The organism is Gardnerella sp. DNF01157 (assembly GCF_049244225.1).
In the GTDB taxonomy this organism is placed as follows: Bacteria; Actinomycetota; Actinomycetes; order Actinomycetales; family Bifidobacteriaceae; genus Bifidobacterium; species Bifidobacterium leopoldii.
In genome coordinates this window covers 1,091,372-1,113,536 of sequence record NZ_CP058388.1, presented here as the reverse complement: position 1 = coordinate 1,113,536, position 22,165 = coordinate 1,091,372, and the positions used below count along the sequence as shown (strand labels likewise).

Sequence of the window (22,165 nt, the reverse complement as noted above, 5' to 3'; positions counted from 1 at the left end):
GCCGTTTTTTGGCGCGGAAACGACTTTTTCTGTACATGTGCGTAAAGTTTCTGCCGGAATCTGGCTGGGAAGCAGCATAAACTGCGCACGGCTGTAAAGTTTCTGCCGTTTTTTGGCGCGTAGGCGACATTTATTTTACATGGCTGCACAGTTTCTGCCGGAATCTGGCTGGGAAGCGGCATAAACTGCGCACGTGTGTAAAGTTTCTGCCGGATTTTCTTTCTGACGCGATGACATGCTTGAGTGCTGCACAGTATATATAGCAGCACGGCATATAGCGACGAAGCACACAGTATATATAGACGAATCATATAGCAACATGGCATATAGTGACGAATCTCACACAGAATACAGCAGCGAAGTACACAGCACATAGAGCGTATACAAGCACTGCATATACCAGCACAGTATATAGCGGTGCGATGCATGCGCTATAACAACATGTAGTACTTTGTGTTGGGAAAGTGGTCGGTTTTTAGACACGCCGAAGACGCGATTTCGTCGTTTTGGCGTCGGAAATTATTCATTATAAATGCGTTTTACAGTAGATTTTTTAGCGATATTCGTGAATTATAGAAATTTTTTATATGCACGAATATAACACGTGTTTTGCTTGAAATCATTCATGGGGGGGGGGGTATAAATATTAGAGGCTTTTCAGCAACCATGCTTGCATATAGGGCATACAGATATGTTATACTGACTACCTGTGGTTAGCTCTGTCTATGGCATTTGCAGTAGTATGCGTACAAGGTTTTAGTACGCTAAGCATTGGCATCGTATGCAGGTTGAGTACGTGAAGTCTTAAAGATTAGAGAGTTGGAATTTGGGATATACTGCGGCTTGTGCGGCGGTTGAGGACCAGGAAGGCGAGAAAATGTTACCAGCAAAGTTCCGTGGATTCGCATCACGCGTGGGTCGTCTTGCGTCGCGCGCTTTGGTCTGGCGTAAGACCAGCGCTAACGACGCCGTTCGTACTTCCAGCACCGCAGTTATTTCTTCCACCAATGCCAATACTTTCGGCACTGCCAGCACTTCTTTCGACAATGCAGTCACTTCCAGCAGCGCAGCTACTTCCGGCAGCGTCACCATCGCTCGCGCAGCACGCCCATCTCACACTCTTCGCCGCGCGCTCTTCGCAATGTTCGTAGCCGCCGCCACCATAGTAACCATGCTCATAGTGCCGCCGGCACATAATGCGAAAGCTGATCAGGCTTGGTGGGATAAATCAGGTAACGGTTTTTTCACTCATAATGGTTATTGGGTTGGTGACGCTCAGAGAGATATTGATCTTTCATATCCTGAAATAGAGACTGTTAATGATAATGGTCGTATCAGGAGAAAGATAACTTGGAAAGTAACTTTTAATGCCAATAGCTTAGCACTTAAAAGAATGGGCTCATCGCAATTCGCTGCTGAAAATATTGGAAATCAGAAATCTGATGGTCAGGCTTGGGATGGTAGAAGCTACATCTACGTATATCTTCCGAGGGGTATTGATGACTCTAGTGTTCATGTTTATCGTGAATATACAAAACGAAGTTTATTGCCTGGGCAAACTAATTTTAACTGGTCGTTACAGGGAGATGAGAAGAATCCAGGAGAATTTAATGCAGGTTGGACCAGATGGACATATACTTACGCTGATGGTCCGAAATTTCAGCATGATTGGAATTTATCTTTAGGAAACCTTGGACAAGGTAAAGATCCGAAGGATCAATTTAAAGATCAATTTGATACTTGTGAAGTTAAAAAATGGAAAGAACACGGAGATTTTTCTCGTGTGTTGATTTCTCGAGAGAACGGTGATACCGTAACTGCGTATCGATGGACAGTTTCTGCTTATCTTGATGATTCTGTAACTGTTCCAGAAAACCTTCCATTCATTGCAGGATTTAGATCAGATGATAGTGATAAGCACAAGTTTGCGATCATGGGTCCTTATGATACAGATGGCGATGGTTTCCCTGATTTATGGGAGCACGCTCATAACACGAATCCTGATTCTTGGGATGAACTACGGTATCCAGAGCCGAAAGGTGCGTTTGGTAGATTCGATGACGGCAAAGATTATAACGCTGTTTATGGTAAACCTTATTCGCAAAAACCATTTATGTATACCGGTAAGTGGGTTGGTGATTCTGTAAAAGGTCATTTCGAATACAATAAGGATAAAAATCCGAAGCCTACAAACCCTAAGGACTATAAAACAGAAGATATACCACAAAATGGCATAGCATATGTGTTTACTAATCAAAAACTACCTGACGGAGTCCGGCGTGTGTGGAGTAGTAACAATATGCAGGATGGTGATGTATACCTCAATGAATTCACTGGTGAGGTCATATACAAACCTAGGAAGCAGGATGCGGGTAAGACTGTAACCTTTAATATAGGTATAAATTATCCTGATCCATCTTTCTATAACTGCAAGAAATCACAGGTTAGTGTATCTAAAAAGGTCGTTTTCAAAGTTAAGAAGATGTCGCAGTTGTACAACCCAGTGTATGTAACAAAGGATATGTATGCTGGTACTCAGGATTTTTCTGATAGACCTACCAGTGATGGATCGTATGGATCTATAAAGGGTCCTTTACCTGAAGGTACTACTTTTGCAATAGGAAAGTACAATCATGGAATAGATCCTTTATCGTGGTCTGCAATTCAACCACAAGATACTAAGACTGGTTCTGTATATTTTTACCCTAACAAGTGGCTTACTGCAAGCAAGCCAAATGATCCTTATAAGACACCAGTAATAGTTACATATCCTGATGGATCAAAATCTACAGATGAAGATTCTATTACTAAGGGTAATCCTGTTTACGCGAAGGTAAATTTAAAGCGTCATGACCCTGGCAATGCTGACTTGCAGCTTCATATTGCTAGGAACAAAAATGGTCAAGATATTAACTATAACGATGGATTCGTATTCCGCAAGAATCGTGATGTTAATCCACAACCGTGGATAGATTCTTGGTCAGTGCAGGAGCCTGGCGATATTAAGATTCGTTCTGTGTGTGCTGATACTACAAATCCTACGAATATTAAGTTTTATCTTGACGGTATTAATGGAATAAAAATAAATGGCGAAAAACCGTGGCCTCATGCTACTGATGAGGAACAGGAAAAGTGTCGAAATGGTCAGGGTTGTGTAGCAAATAAATTATTTGATAGCACCGGCAATACCATGGAGCGTACGCGTGGTAGTATCACCGGAAAGCCAGTAAAGACTGGTAATTATCAGTGCACTGTATATGCTTTGAAGCCTAAGGCTTTGAAGAAATTTGAGGATGCTGAGAAAAAGAATAAGAATATTGGAAAGGAAGAAGGTTCTTCTACTAATATCATTAGTTCGGATACCTTCAGTGGGTTAAGAGAAGGCATTGACTATACATCTAGGACTGTGCCAATTAAGGTTCACTCTGACGCGCATTATTATAACCCTAAATACGATAAGGTATATGTGAAGGCTGGTAATTCTAAACAATCGGCTGCTCCAGTAAGCCATCGTGGTTCTAACGGCGTGAAGGGCGACGACAAGAGTCAAAATGATCTTGTTGATGAAGGCACAAGGTTGCCAAAAGGCACTTGGTTTGAGTTAAGAGGGTATCCTAACGATAAAAATAAAGTTCGTGACTGGTTTAAGTTTGATGGTAAGCAAAGTAACAAGAAATCAGGAGAGAACAAGCCTGAAGATGCTACTTCCGAAGAGATGTATGGCAAAGTCACTTTTTCTCCAAACAAGATTGTTAAGATTAACGAAGAATATTACGCTCCTGTAATCGTGCATTATCCGGACGGTTCCACTTCTGAAGATCCGGATTCTGGTAATCTTGGCAAACCTGTATACGCTCCAGTGGAAGTAACTAATCAAGATATTCAAAAAAATGATTTAAAACTCAATGTTTATTCCCAACATGGTGGCGGAAGGAAAATTGAGGACAACGATAAAAGCGGTATGCGTTTCCGTAAAGGTGATACTTTAGGCGACAAGCCTAGCGATACGTATAAGCCAATGTTCTTTGACTCCTGGTCGAGTGCTAAGCAGGGAAAAATTTACCAGCGCATGCTTTGCTACAAAAAGAATCCACAAACTGGTAAACCTGAACCTAAAAGCTATGAGGTTGATGGTGTTAATGGTCTGAAACTTGCTGGTCGAAAAGGCAATATTGAAGGCGGTGAGTTTACCGATAAGAATCCATCTCAGTGGACGCGAGCTAATGAACAGCAGAGGAAAGAGTGTAAAGCCAATGATAGTAAGTGCGATCGTAATAAATATCTTTATGGTAATGAACGTGATACTACAGAGCGCACGTGGGGCTGGCTGCACGGCAAGGTAAAAGAAAATGGCGACTTTGTGTGCACTGTGTACGCTATTAAAGACCTTGAGGGTAAAGGTAATGCGCATGGTGCTTTGCAAACTAAGTTTGATAATGCTGTAAAGGAGTTTGTAAAGAACCCTGGTGACCGCAAGTTTGAAGATGTTATCAGTAAGTCAGTCTTAACGGATAAGCAGGGTAGTCAAGATCATCCTGAATATGCCACTCAAAGGCACATCGATTGGGACTCTGTGAAATTCCCAATTCACGTGCACTCGGACGCGCACTACTACAACCCTAAGTATGAGCCTATAACTATGGAGGCTGGTACCAAACAAGCCACTGGGCTGCCTCAAAGCAAGAAGAATGCTAACGGTGCTGATAAGTCGCAAGACGATGTGAAAGAAGGCGACTTGCCGGACGGCACTTGGTTTGAAAAGAATGGTTTAAGTTATGCATTCTTTGAGGATGGTCAAGACAATAAAGCTGACTCTGGTGATTCAGCTAAAAATGGCACGGGTCAGTTTGGTAAGGTTACGTTCCGACCGCACAGGTGGTTCCCTGTTGCTCCTGACCAAACGCAGGTTATAGTGCATTATCCGGACGGTTCTAAATCAACAGATTCAGATTCTGGAAACAACGGCAAGCCTATTTATGCGAGTGTGAAGGTTACTCGATCACATGATGAGACTCCTGATAATTTGCACTTGAATGTTGGCGATAAAGAAGGTAGTGGCAACTGGTCTAATACTACAATCAAACTCACTAAGGGCGAGGAGTTAAGTGCTTCTAAACAGACGACTCGTTGGCTTGATTCTTGGTCCGTGTATAAGCCTGGAAAAATCAATTTGCGCACAATCTGCTATAAGATCAATTCAGACGGCACTAAGTCTCACTACCAGTCGGGCGGTATTGCCGGCATTACGATGCAGGAAGTTAAAATTTGGGAGCATACAGAGAATGCGCAACAGCAGAAAGACTGCGAGAAGGATAGCAGACAGTGCCACCCTGATAGGCAGCTGTATGACGATTACATTACGAATGGTAACTCACGCGACACAACTGAGCGTACTCGTGGATGGATTAAAGGCAAGGCTAACGAATCTGGTGACTACGAGTGCGTAGTGTATGCGATTAAGCAAAAGCAGTTTAAGGACGATACCAATAATTTGCTTGATAGATTCGATGCAGCTGTAGCAAAACTCAACAAAGATGCAAGTAAGAATAACACTGATCCGTTGCAAAACTTCAAGTGGAAACTTGATGGTGATAACGGCAGCAAAAACGCGGTTGAAGGCATTGACTATGCGAAGCGCCCAATACCAATTAAGATTCACAACGAAAACCACTTCTACAACCCGAAGTACGTTGATGTGAATGTTACGGCTGGTCAAAAGGTTGAGAATGCTGTGCCACAAAGCGTTAAGAGTGCTAACGGTGCAGATAAATACCAGGATGCTGTGAAGGCTGGTGCGCTTCCGGATGGAACTTGGTTTGAGTTTAAGGATGCCGCAAACGGCTTTGAGGTAAATGCTGACGGCACTGCTGGAAACAAGGTGTCTTTAGACTGGTCGTATTGGGCTTCCGCTGCTGGTAACACCGGTGAGCAAAGCAATAAGCCTGACGATCCTACCAAACAAAAGAGTGGCAAGCACAGTGCCAAGGATGACGGTACACGTTACGGCAAAGTGACATTCCACCCTGATCAATCTATTGCGCCTAAATCGTACTTTAAAGAGATTGTCATCCATTATCCGGATGGCTCCACTTCGGAAGAGTCGGATTCCGGAAACAACGGCAATCCTGTGTATGCGAAAGTTACGGTTTCAGGTTTGGGCAGTGGTGCCGACAAGGATCTTAAGATGACATTGCTAAGGTCTCAAGATGCTGATCCTGTTGACACTCTTGGTGGAGGTCATTCTCTTACTGTTATGAGCGGCACGAGCCTTACTAAGAACCCGTATGTGCTCGCGTGGAGCTTGAAGGATCGTAGCAATATTTCATTGCGCATGATGTGCACTAAGCAAGGCGAGGAAAAGTGGAGTCGCGGGCTTGACGATACGCTCAATATGCACCTGAACCAGAATTATGGCGAAAGTGTAAAGCCGTGGACTTTTGCAACTGCTGATCAGCGAAAGTCTTGCAGTGAGAACAGTAATAATTGCATAGCTAACTTGCTGTATGGATTCACGAAGAATAAAGATCCGAACAGCATAGAAAGCGCTGTGTCTCGCAGTGAAGACGATATTGCTGGCGTACCTCAAAAGGCTGGAAATTACACGTGCGCTGTGTTTGCGTTGAAGCCGAATGCGCTGACGGTGTTTAGTAACACTGTTGATGCTGGGCTTAGTGCTGATAAAAAGTATTCGTCTACAGATATGCAAAAGGTTCAGCTTACAGGATTAAAGTCTGCGGTTGATTGGAATAGAATTTCCTTCGACGTGAACGTGATCGATCCGCCTAAATTCGCTCTGCCAAAGACCGGCCGAATGAACTGGAACGTGCTGCTTGGTGCGTTTGCTGTGATTGGCACGGGCGTGATGGCGGCTGGGTTCTTCCTTGAGCAAACCAAGTGGGGGCGCGCGATGCTCGAGGCGTTGCTGCGTAAGACACTGCTTAAAGATTTTATCTGCAAAACTGCCAAAAAGCTTCGCGCTTTAAGGCGACGTAGCGAAAGGTGGCGATGCTGATGAAAACATTTGCACGCAATCCTGCTAGCCGGCTAGTCGCAAGACGTAACTGACTCGCAAGCTTGCAGTGCGATTCTCGCTAAAACTTGTTGCGCAATGCGACGCGTGCAAACGGTGGCTAGCGGAAAACGGTGGCTAGATCACTGAATGCTGCACGCGTGCGGAATGTGGCTCTCACTCGCAAGTTGTGGGAACCTCTGCATGTGGTCACACTCGCAAACCGCAACACAAAATAAAACAATAAACGTATTTTCCTCAAAACCTGCCCACAAGGGCACTGAACAAAGGAGAAGAAAGTGAATAAATTCACTAAACAATGCGTGGCGGCATTCGCCTCGCTCGCAATGGCTGGCACGCTGTGCGTCGCCGGCGCCGTGGTGGCAAACAACGTGGCATTTGCTGAAAATACATGCAATGCTGGCGCGCCTTGGACCGATGTGTGTAAGACGCAAAAGGGTTCCATCACCATCATGAAATATGAGTATAAGGGTGAAGGTAACACAAGCACTCCTCTTGCTAATGCTAAATTCAAGGTACAAAGAGTTACGAAGTTCTCTTCGAACGATGCAGCAGAGCTAGATCTTACAAAATACAAGGATTGGGAAACTCTTGCTGCGAAGGTAAAAGAACTTAATGCTAATCCTGAAGTTAATGGAATGAAATTTGATTCAGCTAATACGCAAGAAGATGTAACAGGTACTGATGGTTCGAAGAAATTCGATGGACTTGCTATCGGTCTTTATAAGGTAGAAGAAACACAGCCAGCACCTAATCACTCTAATGATGTGGCACCGTTCTACATGACTATTCCAGAAATCACTCATGAAGCAAATAAGGCAGTTACCTATAACTACAATGTAACTGCAAAACCAAAGAACCAGAGCCTTGCTGGTAAGATTAAGAAGACTCTTGTTCATGGAGACAATGAAACATCATTCGTGGGTAATGGCGATACCATGACCTACAAGATTTCTGCTGCTGTGACTAGCAACACTGCTACAGAACGTTCGAATTGGACTAAGGATGATCTGAAGGGATATACTGTATTCGATCAGGCTCCTAAGGATGTATTCACTAGCTATACACCTTCGGATGTTGTTAAGTCTGTACAATTGGTTTACAAAAAGGATAATCAGGAGAAATCTGAAAATTTGCTCTCTGAATCCGTTAAAGAAACTGATACACAAGACTCGCAGCGTATTAAGGTTTCTTTCAATGATGATGCATTAACAAAAATAGCAGATGCAGCTAAGGTTGATCCTGACGCAAAAGTAGAAATTGAATTTGCGTTCACTATTAAGGATCCTACGCAAGTCACTGAAACTAGCTTCACCAATAAGTCTGGTTTTATTCCGGGACAGGGCAAGAATAAGCCAGTTCCAACCCCAGAAGTTCCAGACGATCCAGGCTCTAAAGTTGAATCTAAATATGGCTTCTTACAAGTAAACAAGTACGATGGCACTGATTCCAGTAAGAATACGAAGGTTGACGGCGCCAAGTTCAAGCTTTTCGCTAAGAAGAATGATGCTGATAAGTGTGCTGCCGATACTAATGCAAAAGAATGTGCGAATGCTTCAAAGGTTGGTGAACTCGTTACCGTTGGCGGTGGTAAGTTTGCCAATTCTGTAAAAGTTGTTATCGATAGTTCAATTCATCCATTCTACCTCGTGGAAACTGAAGCACCAGCTAATTATGAGCGTGACCGTCAAGCTCACACAGTCCAAGTTTCCGAATCATCTACAAGTGCTGCTCCTACAACTATTGATGTTGCTAACGTCCCGACTAAGGATCACAACTGGTTCAACCTTCCAAAGACCGGTGCTGCAGGCGTGATCATCTTCGCGTTGGCTGGCATGTGCTTGGTTGCTGTTGGCATGTTCATCTTCTTGCGCAACCGCAAGAAGGATGAAGAGCAGCAGGCTGCCTGATTGTAGTTGGTGACTGCTGAGAAAAAATCAGCAGTCACTGCTGCATGAATGTAAATATCTGTTTGCATGGCATAAATATTGGAGCTGGGTGCGACTTGTTGCTCCCGGCTCTATATTTGTGCGCTTTAATTGAACTAACTAGCGAGCGCAAAATAAATAAATCGTAAATCAAATCTAAATCCAACGAAAAACCCACGAAACGAGGAAGCATGAAATTAAACGACGCTGTTGCTAAAGTATATGCTTTCCTCAACAAAATCGCCCTTAATACACCCATCGTAAGCAAGCTTTTCAAGAATCGCGCTTCTGAAACTAGCGCTGCTGAAACTGCTACTTCCGAAACTGCTACTTCCGAAACTGTTACATCCGAAATTAATCCTGCAGATCAGAACTCTTCCGAGCAACCTTCCGCAAGTGCGCAACCTACCACAATCGCGCAAAAATCGCAGCAAAAAACCAATCAAAAATCCAAGCTCCGCCGCATCGTCGAGCCAATTGCATTCGTGTTGGCAGGCATTTTGTGCTTCAGTTACCCTGTTGTTTCAACACTTTGGAATAACCGCGTGTCGAAGGAAATTTCTAACGCGTACGACAAGTATAACCACGATCAGGCTGGTGACGTGCGCCGCGCTCACATTCGCGCCGCGAAGCTTTACAATAAAACTCGCAAAAGCAAGCTTGCCGCGGATCCGTATGGTCCGAATGGTCAAAAAGACGTAACTAACACGCCTGAATACAAGCGTTATCTTAAGGCGCTTGAGGAACCTATGGGCATTATCGGCATTGTAAAAATTCCGAAAATTGGTGTAAAACTTCCTATTTATCACGGCAGTTCGCAAGAAGTTTTGGCGCGTGGCGCTGGTCATTTGTACGGCACGGATTTGCCGGTCGGTGGCAAGAACCGCCACACAGTTATTACCGCGCACACAGGTCTTGCTGACGCCACCATGTTCGACGATTTGGTGAATTTAAAGAAGGGCGACTACTTCTACCTTGACGTGCAAGGCGAAACTTTACGATACAAAGTGTTCCGCATCAGCGTGGTTGAGCCACACGATATTAGTTTATTGCAGCGCGAAAAGGGGCGCGACTTGGCTACACTGCTAACGTGTACCCCGTATGGTGTGAACTCGCATAGGCTTTTGGTGACGGGGTATCGCGTGCTGCCGGACCCTGTGAAGCCGCCGGATGACCACGTGCAATGGCCGCTTTGGATGACGCTATTCGTGATTGCAATGGCGTTCTCATTGATTATTTTGTCCATGATGATTGCCGCTGCAACGTCTAAGCGAGGGCGACAGCTCGACATTCGCGGCAAGCATTTGCTGATTCTTTCGCGCAAAATGCTGCGTAAGTTGCGTCGCGAGTAACGCGACGACTGTGCGGTGAGCGTTGTGACTGCGCGCGCTAAATCGCAGCGCTAAAGCAGGTCGTTACTAACGCAGTCACTAATCTGTACCAGTAACAAAAAACGGCAGAAACTTTACGCGCGTGTAAAGAAAAAGTCGGTTACGCGCGAAAAAACGGCAGAAACTTTACAACCGCGCGCAGTTTATGCTGCTTCCCAACTAGATTCCGGCAGAAACTTTACGCGCGTGTAAAGAAAAAGTCGGCTACGAGCGAAAAAACGGCAGAAACTTTACAACCGCGCGCAGTTTATGCTGCTTCCCAACTAGATTCCGGCAGAAACTTTACGCGCGCGCTGTGCTGCGCTCAAGCAGGTCGTCGCGCCTGCGTTTGGAGAGCAAAAGTAGCGCAAACCCTCCAAATGTGAGATAAGTTCCCCGCAAATGGAGTGATTCGCAGCAGATAACACTCCAAACGTGAGATAACACTCGCGCGAGTTTTGTAGGCGAGCGCGTTACTGCGCGAGCGTAAAATTTAGGTCATTTGTGCCTATCGTTGGTTGGCTGAAAAATTTACGGTTTATATTGCACAACGCGCCAACATTAGTTGGTAAATCAGCAATATTTTTTTAAAAAACATTGTCAAAATGCAAGGTTGTTGAAAAATTCTGTAAATTATATGTTAACTACAGATTTTTTACATGTTACTTGCGGAAAGGTGTTTGCGAGAAAATGGCGTAATTTAGCCATTTTCCTATCCTAAATACAAATTTTTCAAATTTTATTTGCTAAATTAACAAGTCAAAAAAATTTTTTCTCTTTAAACAAGTGCTAGAGTATATGAAAAATATTTTGTTGCACTTGCAAAAATGCACCATTGCTTGCTGTTTGCATGGGGGGGGGGTATGCCTCTTGTGCGATATTTAGCGGAAATGATTCAAACCAGCGTAACAAAAATATTTACACCCGTATGAAAGATTTTGGCAGTCAGTATGAAAGATTTTGTCAGCTGGCTTGAGTTTGTTATAGCTAGAACCGAAATTTTCCGGGATAACAACCACCATTTTGAAGGAGAGTATGTTTATGAAGTTCAAACGAACGTCATATCTGACTCGTTTAGCAGCATTAGGCGTGGCTGCGGCGACGCTTATGGTACCGCTTGGTACAGCAAATGCTAAAGACAATAGTGCTGAGAACAATAATCTCGCACAAGTTGTAAATCAAAAGAATAAGAATAAGAAGAATAAAACTACTAAATATCTTGATCCTAAGATTGTTAGCAGAATAGTTAATAATCCATTTAATAGGACTGGTACTTCTAATAAGCCTGTTACTGTTATCGTTACTTTGAAGAAACAGCCAAAACTTCCTTCGGAACAAGCTGAAGACAGTAATAAAGTTGACCAGAATCGTCTTATTGGAAAATGGTCTTCAAAATATGGCATGACAGTACGTCGCCAATTTGGTTACCTGATGAATGGTTTTGAAGCAACATTACCAGCTAACAAAGTTGCGGCTTTACGTCATGAACATGAAGTAGCTTCTGTTGCAAAAGAACGTTTGTATTATCCTCTTGAAAATTATGCTCGCGGTTTGCAGGGTGTAAATGAAGAATTTAAGAAGCGTGGACTTGATGGAACTGGAATGCTTGTGGCTATCATCGACACTGGTATTGATCCAAGTCACCATGATATGAAGCTTGATTTCAAAGCTGAAAAAGCTCGTAAGATTCAGAAGACATTCCCGTCTAATGGTGTAAAGTTCACCAATAAAGTTCCTGCTGGATTCAACTATGCTGATGAAAACTACACTATTACAGATAGTGGTGCAGAGCAGCATGGCATGCACGTAGCTGGTATTGTGGCAGCTAATGGTGATGATGAGAATAAGCCAGCTGATAAAAACGGTCATATTAACGGCATTGCTCCAAATGCTCAGCTACTTGCAATGAAAGTATTTTCAAATAAGCCGGGAGCGCACGGAGCTCGTGATGCTGATATAGTTGCTGCAATTGAGGATTCTGTAAAGCTTCATGCAGACGTTATTAACATGTCTCTCGGCTCAGATAACGGTTTTGGTGGAACTTCTAACGCTACATCTCTCGCTTTAAAGAAGGCTCGCGAAGCTGGTGTGCTTCCAGTTATTTCTGCAGGAAACTCCGGTTTAAGCTTCTCTACATCTGGAGGAACTAATGATGCATTAGGAAAGTGGGATGATGCAACTCTCGGCTCGCCATCTTCTTATCCTTCTGCTTTCAGCGTTGCTTCTGTAGAAAATTCTTATATTATTCAAACCGCTGGTTCATATACGGATAAAGCTAATAAGACAACTGAGATTCCTTACTCTATAGCCTCAGGAAAAGCTGATGGTAAAGAACATGAGATTGTGAATATCGGTCTTGGCAAAAAAGATGAAGTTAAGGATTTGAATCTTCACGGAAAGTACGCTTTAGTTGAACGTGGCGCAATAGCATTTAGTGAAAAATTCCAGAATGCTATTGATAAGGGTGCTGATGGTGTAATCGTTTATAACAAAGCTGGCGATTCGGCACAGTTCCTCGGCATGGCTGGAGTTGATAAGTTCACATGCTTTGGAGCATCAATTCGTCGTGAAGATGCTTTAAAGATTGTTGATGCACTCAAAGCTAACGCAAGTGGTACAGTTAAGGTTTCCTTCTCTGATAAGACAATGGGCATTGCAAATCCTGATAAGTTGCATCCTTCTAGCTTTACTTCTTGGGGTCCAACGCCAGAACTTGATTTTAAGCCTCATATTGCTGGCATCGGCGGTAACGTGTGGTCTACTCAGAACAACAACAAGTACACTAATATGTCTGGTACTTCTATGGCTGCTCCAAACGTTTCCGGTCTTTCAGCTTTGGTGATGGAAAGCTATATGAAGCGTTTCCCTAAGCTTTCTCCAAAAGATCGTGCTACTCGTGTTGAACAAGCCTTGATGAATACGGCTGAGATTCTCAATAATTCCAGCAATGTACCATTTGCTCCTCGTCAAATCGGCGCTGGCTTAGCTCAGGTCGATAAAGCTGTTGCTACTAACGTGATTGCAACAGTCAATGGCAATTCGTACGTGGCTCTACGCCAGGTTAATGGAGATCGTAAGTTCACTGTTAAACTGCATAATTATGGAGATAAGGCTGTAACTTATGAAGTTCCTAAACAAAATGTTGTTAATGAATCTAATAATGCTAATGCAGAAACTACTACCTCTATTAGCTCAGAAACATTAGCTTCTTCGACTAATACAGTTACAGTAGATCCTAAGTCAGAAAAGGAAGTAGAGTTTACATTAACTCCAGACGTGACTCGCGACCATTATGTTGAAGGTTGGGCGCGTTTTACTTCAAAGACTTCTGGGGAACCAGATTTGGCTGTTCCATATCTTGGCTTTGTTGGCAATTGGGATAAGGAACCAATTCTTGTAAAGCCTGGCGAAGAGTATCTTCAAAATGCAATTAATATGACTACTTCGCTGATTGCCGAAAGTTATTTTGGTGATGTGCAAGTTAATGATGAAGCTCCTGGTCATTTAGAATTTTCTCCAAATGGTGATGAGTTATTCGATAAGATACGACCATCATTAGCATTATTCCGTAATGCAAGTTTAATACAGTATTCTGTTTTGGATAATTCTGGTAAGACTGTTGCAGAAGTAGGAGAGGAACATGACGTTTCTCGTTCTAATTTCTCAGAATTATTACGTGATCCAAGAGCATTAAATAGTTCTATTGATTTTGATGGAACTATTTATGATAAGACATCTACTGATATTGCGCATTTTAATAAGAAACTTCCTGATGGCAAATATATTTATCGAGTAAAAGCTTGCTTGACTAAGGATATGTGCCAGACGACTGATATGCATTTTAACCTTGATACTAAAGCTCCAACCGTTACAATTAGCGAACCTGATAATGATGGTAAAATCACCATTACAGCTCATGATGAGTTAAGTGAAACGTTGAGTGATCCAGGTGTAAAAGTTAATGGTAACAGTGATTATGTCAAGGTTGATGAGAAGGACTGCAGCGAAACTCATGACGCAAATGGCTATACTCGCACTTGCAAAGTTAATGTAGGTAAGGATGCTTATTACGTCAATGTCAGTTTGCATGATGGCGGTTTCAATGAAACCAATACTTCCAAAGTGTTTAAGGCATTTGCTAATAAAAAGATTCTCATAAATAATGAGGTTAATCTTAAGAATATTGGCATTAAGGATGTCACTACTAAAAAAGATAACGGTGTGAATAAATACAGCATCGAAATCTCTGGACGTGTTGCTGATGGTTGCAAGGATGTGAAAGCTTATGTTCAATCAGGAACCGAAGCAGAAGAAGAATTAGCTGTTAAGACAGATGATTCTGAATTTAGCTTTACTGCCCCTATTAAACAAGGTGCTAATACAATAAAAGTTAAAGCAAAAGGTTCTGATGGTAAAGAAGTAGTTGAAACTCTTGCAACTAATTTCGATGAAAAGTCACCAACAATTAAACTAACTAATGCAGATAATAATGGGAATGTAACAATTGACCAAACTGGTGCAGTAGAAGTTAAAGGTGAAGTTAAGGACGAAACTACTCCAAAGCAGAATCTCACGCTTACTCTCAAGTATAATAAAGATGAGGTTATTGATGGTGAAATTCAGGCTAAACAAGTGGAAGAGCCTGTAACTGTTGGTTCTGATGGCTCATTTACTGTAAAAGTTATTCCATCTGCTAGTACATATTCAATTACTTTGGTTGCTAGTGATGGAGTTAACACAACTACTCAGGATGTAGGTTTTGCTAATCGCGTTATGCCAACAAAGACAAAGGCAAAGCTTTATAATATTTCACTGAGTAATGCTAACGGAATAGGATCATACAACTGGATTGTTCCTGGAGATAGTGGTACTTCGCTCGATTCATTTACTGCAAAAGGCAAAGTAAGTAGCAAAGCTACAGAAATGCTATTTACAAAAGCTAATCGAGTTAAAGATGATGGTTCGGGGTATGAGGATTTTGATCCTATAGCTGCAACAATCACTAAGTCCACTAATGCGAATGCTGATTCTGCATTCACGGTAACTCTGCCAATGCATCCTGGAATAAATGACTTTAGGATGATTGTCAAAGAGGGAAGTGATGTGGTATTAGACACTCCGGTTGCTTTCTATTTCGACAGACAAGCTCCAGAAGTAATGTTTAGTACTCCAAAGTTGTATGGCGACAGAATATTCACTAATAAAGATACTGTGAAATTCAAGGGTGTTATTAGTGATGATTTTGCTGGCTATACTCTTAAGATTAATAATCTTATTGCTTCAGACAACTTCAGTACTGATTCTAAAGGCAAAGAAACTAATGCTCAGAGCTTCGATAGAGATGTTGAAGTTAAAAATGGAGAGTTTGTGTTAATCCAAGCCATCGATCAGATGTCTAGCGCACTGTATGGTCGTGCTCCTGTTGTTGTTGATAAGGATGCTCCTTCTGTGACACTTGGAATAAAGGACAATGATCGTGTTGAAGCAAATCGTAAGATTTCTGTAACAGCTAAAGATGATCATTTGAAGTTATTGCGAGTGAGTATTGATGGTAAAGAAGTAAATCATGCAAATAATGATCTTAAAGAAACGGATATTAAGCTGAGTAAGAACAATCCTTACGATGCTACTTTTGCCGATCTGAAAGATCTGAAGAATCCACTGAAGGTAGATGTTGATTTCAATTCACTCTCTGCCGGAAAGCACTCAATCAGAGTTGAAGCTGTTGATTATGCTGGTAACGTTGCAACGAAGAATACTTCCGCAGAATTCTTCGTTGAAAAGAAGTCGAATGATGGTCATGGAAACGATCATGGTTCCTCCTCTGTAACTGTCAATCCTCCTTCCGCCTCAACTCCAGCACCTAAAGCTCCTGAGTCTACCGCAAAGCTAGATCAGTCGCTTAAGGGAAGCCTTGTTGCTGGTGAACATATGAATAATGTTGTTCGTGCTGGTAAGAGCAATCCTGTGAAGTTGTATTTCGCTGGCATGGATCATGCTAAGGGTGATGCTGGCTCTAAGTCTCACAAGACTAAGGTCTCTTCTGCTACGAGTGAGTTCATCAAGGAACTTAAGAAAAACAAGGTTGCTTACGCTTATGCTTACATGTATTCTTCGCCTGTGTTATTGAAGGGCGCAGATGGATCTAAGTATGTGAAAGTAACTTTGGATAAGAATGGTCAACCTCAGTTTAATGTTGTGATTCCAGCTGGCTACTTCGGTAAGCATACGATTGTTTTGCTTAACGATAAAGGTGAGCAGCTTGCTTGGGCTAACGTGTGGGTTGTTCCTGAGAATGCTACAGCGTTCGATGAAACAGTTGCAGAGATTAACCTGAAGTATTCGGAGCTTCATTCTGGTACTGGATTCGGCAACGGGCTTGGTACTGGATTTGGTAACGGATTAGGTGCTGGTTCTGGATTCGGCACATTTACTGGCACTACTTACGTTGGTACAGACGGAAATGCCTCCAGCGGAAGTGCCAACGCAGGTGCTGCATCCGGCGATGCTGCTGCCAATGGCAACGCAAGTTCTGCCAATGGCAACGCAAGTGCTGCAAAGCAGAAGGCTGCTGAAAAGGAGAAGGCTGCCGCCAAGAAGATGACTTCTGATTTGGCGATGACTGGTAGCAGTGTGATTGGTATGGTTGTGACGTTTATGGTGTTGCTTGCAAGTGGTGCTGTAACGTTTAAAACTCGCAGCCGTCATGCGCACGCAAGCAAGTAAATAAACAAAATAAGTAAAAAAGTAAATAAACAAAGAGCACTCTTCATCTTCTAGTAAGGTGGGAGTGCTCTTTTTGTATGTAATATATTTTGTGGAATAACCTGAATAACCCATATTTTGTTGTATGTAATATATTGCGAATATTCTAATTGCTCCATAAATTTTAAGGTTAAAATAACGTAATTTTAGATATTTTTCGCAAAATCTTTTAAATCTTAAATAGTGGTTGAAATCTGCCTTGGGGGGGGTATAGTTGCAAGAACTGTGGCTGCAATTAAGAGAGGTTTTGCAGTGCTGTGTGGTTTCTGATTTTGTAATGATGACTACACAAATTTTGAGAGTTTGAACTTAACGAAGGTGATTAGAGATGTTTCCGCAGCGTCGTCGTAACAGTCTTTCTAAGATTATGCGCGTAATTTGCGGTTTCACGTCCTGCGTGCTGACTCTAGCAACTCTCGCGATTGTGCCTATCACTCCGTCGAGTGCTTCAACCGAAGAAACAACGCCTAAGACCTCGAAGAGTGCTGAGATTAATGGTAATCAAGAGCTTAAGAATAAAGACGAACATAAGTCTGATAAAAAAGCTGAGCAGCAACCTGTTAGTAATCTTGAACAACATACTTCCGCAACGGCTAATACAAATCCTAAGAACGAAGTTTCCAATAAAGATAAAGAAGCTGATCAAAACAGTAAAAATAAAAAAGCTAAAAACGCTGCTGAAGCCGCGCAAACTGGTTCGAACGGTGACAGAAGTTCTACCAACACTACCGAAAACGGAGCGCAATTCTATAATCCTGAGTATTTACGTACTCTGAATATTGTTGCTGGAAATCTTTCTACAAGTGCAAACAATAAGTCGGGCGCTCCTAGGAGTAAGCCAATTCACGGCAATAGGAAAATTAAGCGTGGATATCTTCCTGTTGGTACGCGGTTTGAAATTAAGCCAGATGCAAATGATAAAGAAGACGCGTACGAGTGGGCTAATTTTGAAGGCGAGCAATGCGCTGTAGCCAATGATGCGTCAGCCAATAATAAACAGTGCAAGGAAACGAAAGCTATTCCATCCGATAATTCAAAAAGTTATGGCGTTATAACTTTCCGTCCAAATAGGTGGACTAAAGCAGGTCGTTACAAAGTGCATGTAATTGTGCACTATCCAGATGGAAAATCTACTTCCGATGATGCAAATGCTGGAAATAGCAAAGGTGGTAAGCCTTCGCCTGTTTATGCAAATGTAGTTGTTACGCGATTTGATCCTCACGATAGTGATTTACAACTTTCAATAATTAGCAAAGACAAAGAAGATTTGAAATATGGACAATCTGATAACTCAGATTTAGTGTTATTGGCTGGTCAAGAGGTTAAGAAAACCACTTTTGATGCTTCTGCGCATTTTGGCATAGGCAATATTAATCAGCGTGTGATTTGCTATAAGAAAGATAAGAATGGAAATCCTGTTGATGGAAAATACGAGTCTGGTGGAATTAACGGGCTTGAATTAAAACAAGATGCTAACGTAACAGTTTGGAAGCATGCCAGTTACGATCAGCAAAAGAAGTGCTTTGATGATCCTGCTAATGGCTGCAAGATGGATGATTTACTTTATGACGATTACGTGTACAACGAGTATGTTAAAACACATCCGAATTTTGAACCTAAGCGAGTAAATGAGCGTACAGTAGGACAGTTTAAGGGAACTGTAAAGAAAACCGGTGATTTTGTGTGCAAAGTTTATGCTTTAAGAAATTCTGTTAAAGATGACGGCGCGCAAGACAAGCAAGATGATGCTTTAGTAAAGAAGTTTGATCAAATAGCTGCAGAAAAACACAATAAGATTGATGAAATTGATTCTGCGCTAAAGTCAGAAAATTTGTTTAAGTCAAGTAAAGGCATTACTTGGGAAGCTAAGACTTTGAACATTACTGTTCGCAAAATGTCTTACTATTATCAGCCTAATTATGGTGATGGAATTAATACTCTTCCAGGTCAATATGCGACTTCTATTGTGCCGCTTAACCAGTGTGGAGTTGGCGAAAATTGCAGTAAGAAGTTAGCTAGAACTCGTAATCTTCCTGACGGAACTTGGTTTGAAATAAAGCCATATAAAAATGATTCTGAGCATCCAGTTCCTGATTGGGCCTCATTTATTGATGAAGATAACATTGATCAAAGTAACAAACCTACCAAAGCTGGGAGTGAAGTCGGAGAAGATAGTAGTGATGCTTCCGGTGCAGTGTACGGAAAAATTACTGTAAGAATGAGCACTTGGATTAAAACAGGGCATTACAATGTGCCAGTGGTTGCGCATTATCCTGATGGCTCCTCTTCAGAGGATGAAGATTCTAGTAACGAAGGTAAGCCTATCTATTTGAAAGTCTCGGTCAATAATTCTCCACGGATTAATAATGATGATTTAAAGTTACGTGTGACGACCGAAAAAGCTTCTGCTGATGGTGAGTCTGACTCGCAAAACGACGATTATGGTGATGTAGATCCAGACCAGGGCATCACAATGATGCGCGGAATGCGCTTTTTGAATCCGTATATTGATGCGTGGTCATTGCGTGAAGTGGGTAAGAAAATTTCGCTGAAAGTTTTGTGCACTAAGGTTAGCAAAGATAGCAAAGCTAGCAAAGACGGCTCTGTTAACGCTAATAGCTCTAGTGGTGTGGGTGTTTGGTCTAGTAGCGTTAATGGCTTGACTGCTCCTACGGAGAACCAAATTCATAATTGGGATCATATTAAAACTGTTGCTGAACTTGAAAAGTGCAAGAATAATTCAGCTTCGTGTGATGCAAGTCGTACCCTATTTAGACGAGACGTTGAAGCTAGCGATTGGGATGAAGAAAATCCATTCTATGCAGTCGAACGCACGGATTCGATTATTGGCGGTGCGCCTAAAGAAACGGGCGATTATCAATGCGTTGTGTATGCGTTGAAGCCGACTGCGCTTGCTGCTTATACAAATAAAGTGGGTAGCGCAACTTCCGTACAAAATGGCGATACTCTTCTTAACGGCGTCGCTGGTCTCGAAAAAGGCAAGGACTGGACGATGACCGCGGTCAAAATTCACGTTGTTGAGCCTTTTAAACTGCCAAAGACGGGATTCGCCGGCTGGAACATGATTCTTAGCGTTGCTACAACGATTTTCACAAGTCTTATGGTTCTTGCGTTTGCTCTCGACCAAACACAGTGGGGGCGCGCATTTATGAAAAATTTTGTATACCAAAATTCTGCTCAAAAGGTCAGTGAAATAGCTGTTCAAAAGGGCACTGAAGTATCTGCTCGCAAGGGCACTGAAATAAAGGAGAAGAAATGAATAATTTCACAAAACGATGCGTCGCCGCATTCGCCTCGCTCGCAATGGCTGGGACGCTGTGCGCGGCGGGGGCTGTGACAGTGTCCAGCGTTGCGTGGGCTAGCAAGCCTGCTGTGAATCATGGTGGTGGTCAATCTCAAGGTGGTGTTGCTGGTCTTGGTAATCCATCCCAACCTGTGGAGTCAGGAAAAGCGCCGTGGGAGCTTGGTACTGAAGCTTCAACAAAGACTGGCTCTATCACCATTTACAAGTGGGAAGATGAGGTTGGCGCTGATAAAAAGCAGTTGAAGAAAACTCCTGTAAAAGATGCCGGGTTCACTGTAAAAAAGGTGACGAAGCTTAATGCAAGTGATACGGATAAACTTGACTTAACCAAGTATGCCGATTGGGTTAAGGTAGCCAATAAGATTGATGGTTTTAATAAGGGTACTGCTACTGGATTAACCACTGAAGATGTTACTGGTTCTCCAAAAAATACTGATGCTAATGGCGTTGCAAAGTTCGAAAGTCTTGGAATCGGCTTGTACCAAATTACAGAAACAGCAGTTCCAAAGAACCATTCCGCTGCCGAATCAAAGCCATTCTATATGACAATCCCAAGGATTGAAAAGGGTACTGATGGTAAAGTAGTCTACAACTATGCTCCATACGCGGATCCAAAGAACAAGGATTTGAGCGATAGCGTTAAGAAGACTGCGGATACTTCTAAGACTGTTGGCGCTGGCGATAAGATTTCCTACACCATTAGCGCTGAGCTTGACAAGATAAAGGAGAAGCCTGAGGCTGGAAAAACCACTGCTGATCTTGCTGACACTGATTTTAACGGCTATTCTGTAGTCGATCTCGCTCCTGCTAACTACTTCACAACTTATGAAAACGTAGTTACAAAGGTACAACTTGGAACCGGCGAAGCACCTGTAGAGAGTGATACGACGCTTCCTACTACTGACTACACCGTTAGCGGTCCAGAAGATTTTACGGATACAACCGATAATACTACACGCAAGAAGATTACTATCTCCTTCACTAATGACGGTAAGACTGCGCTTGCTACAGCTGCTAACAATAACGCTGGCAAAGTTGTAAGGGTATTTGTTACTTTGGAGTTCACTCTTGCTGATTCGACAACCCTTGGCAACAAAATTGTTATTAACAAGGGTGGCTTAATTCCTTCGCACACAACTGGTAATCCAGACGTTGTTGAAGGTAAAAAGTACAAGGAAGTGAAGTTCTCGAAGTTTACTATTCAGAAGCTTTCTGCAAAGGATAAAAAACCAATTACAACAGGAAGTGCAAAGTTCAAGCTGTTTGCTGATGAGACTAGTGCAAATACGTGCTCTCAGGCTATTACCGACGGAAAGAAAGATAACGATTTGAATACCGCTTGCTCTGCTGCTTCTACTAATTTCGGTGAGAAAGAAACAAATAATACTGATGCTAAGACTGCTGAATATTCAGTAGTTCGCGGTAAGACGTACTACGTTGTGGAAACTGCTGCTCCAACCGGCTACATTCGTAATCCTAAGGCTGTTGCAGTAAAGGTTGAGGATACTGATGAAACCAAGAACTTCGAGTTTGAGGACGTTCCAGACGATAGCCAACACTCATGGTTTAACCTTCTTCCAAAAACCGGTGCTGCTGGCGTGATTCTCTTCGCAGTTATCGGCATGTGCTTCGTTGGCTCCGGATTCTTTGTGTACATGCGTCGTCGCAAGAAGGAAGAGGAGCAGGCTAAGCTCCGCGCTTAGTTAATCCCTTTCTTTAAGCATTAACGAAAATGGGGAGTCGGGCG

At 42.5% G+C, this 22,165-nt stretch carries 6 protein-coding genes; all 6 read left to right on the top strand.

The window, feature by feature from the left end; all coding sequences use genetic code 11:
• Positions 1-877: 877 nt before the first annotated feature.
• Positions 878-7,012, top strand: a complete 6,135-nt coding sequence (locus tag HXT38_RS04125; protein ID WP_174191515.1) for a Rib/alpha-like domain-containing protein — start codon at positions 878-880, stop codon at positions 7,010-7,012.
• Between the two features lie 296 nt (positions 7,013-7,308).
• Positions 7,309-8,940 carry a SpaH/EbpB family LPXTG-anchored major pilin gene (locus HXT38_RS04120; protein WP_421791701.1) on the top strand — a complete coding sequence of 544 codons (1,632 nt, stop codon included), beginning with the start codon at positions 7,309-7,311 and terminating at the stop codon, positions 8,938-8,940.
• Between the two features lie 209 nt (positions 8,941-9,149).
• Positions 9,150-10,310: a class C sortase gene (locus HXT38_RS04115; protein WP_101885935.1), complete on the top strand. Its 1,161-nt coding sequence runs from the start codon at positions 9,150-9,152 to the stop codon at positions 10,308-10,310.
• A gap of 1,059 nt (positions 10,311-11,369) precedes the next feature.
• Complete coding sequence (locus HXT38_RS04110; RefSeq protein WP_421791699.1) at positions 11,370-17,054, top strand: S8 family serine peptidase; 5,685 nt, start codon at positions 11,370-11,372, stop codon at positions 17,052-17,054.
• Positions 17,055-17,421: 367 nt separating this feature from the next.
• Entirely contained in the window at positions 17,422-20,373 is a 2,952-nt protein-coding gene (locus HXT38_RS04105) for a hypothetical protein (protein WP_421791697.1), read from the top strand.
• Positions 20,370-22,121, top strand: a complete 1,752-nt coding sequence (locus tag HXT38_RS04100) for a SpaH/EbpB family LPXTG-anchored major pilin (protein WP_421791695.1) — start codon at positions 20,370-20,372, stop codon at positions 22,119-22,121. Before HXT38_RS04105 ends, HXT38_RS04100 begins: the two co-directional genes overlap by 4 nt.
• The last annotated feature ends 44 nt before the right edge of the window (positions 22,122-22,165 follow it).